Annotated in this window: 1 protein-coding gene; it reads left to right on the forward strand. The window is 43.4% G+C overall.

The genetic code is table 11. The features are described 5' to 3' along the window. A partial coding sequence (locus AAEY83_RS16500; protein WP_351060793.1) for a Na+/H+ antiporter NhaC family protein occupies positions 1-209 on the forward strand: 209 nt, incomplete at its 5' end. Positions 210-258 lie beyond the last annotated feature (49 nt).

Raw genomic sequence — 258 nt, forward strand, 5'->3', positions numbered from 1 at the left:
GTTTACCGCCATCGCTTGTGGTAGGTGCTATTTTAGGTGGTGGTATATTTGGCGATCACTGCTCGCCTATATCCGACACCAGCGCTGTATCGGCTATTGCATCGGGGTGTGACTTACTCACCCACGTTAAAACGCAGCTACCATATGCCTTATTTGGTGGCGGCCTTACGTTTATAGCGTACTTAATAACAAGCATTATTGTTTTATAAAATACGATTGCTTAAATAGTCAAAAGCCTGCTTATTGCAGGCTTTTTTG

The sequence above is a fragment of the Psychrobacter sp. TB20-MNA-CIBAN-0197 genome (genome assembly GCF_040309765.1).
GTDB classification, from domain to species: Bacteria; Pseudomonadota; Gammaproteobacteria; order Pseudomonadales; family Moraxellaceae; genus Psychrobacter; species Psychrobacter submarinus.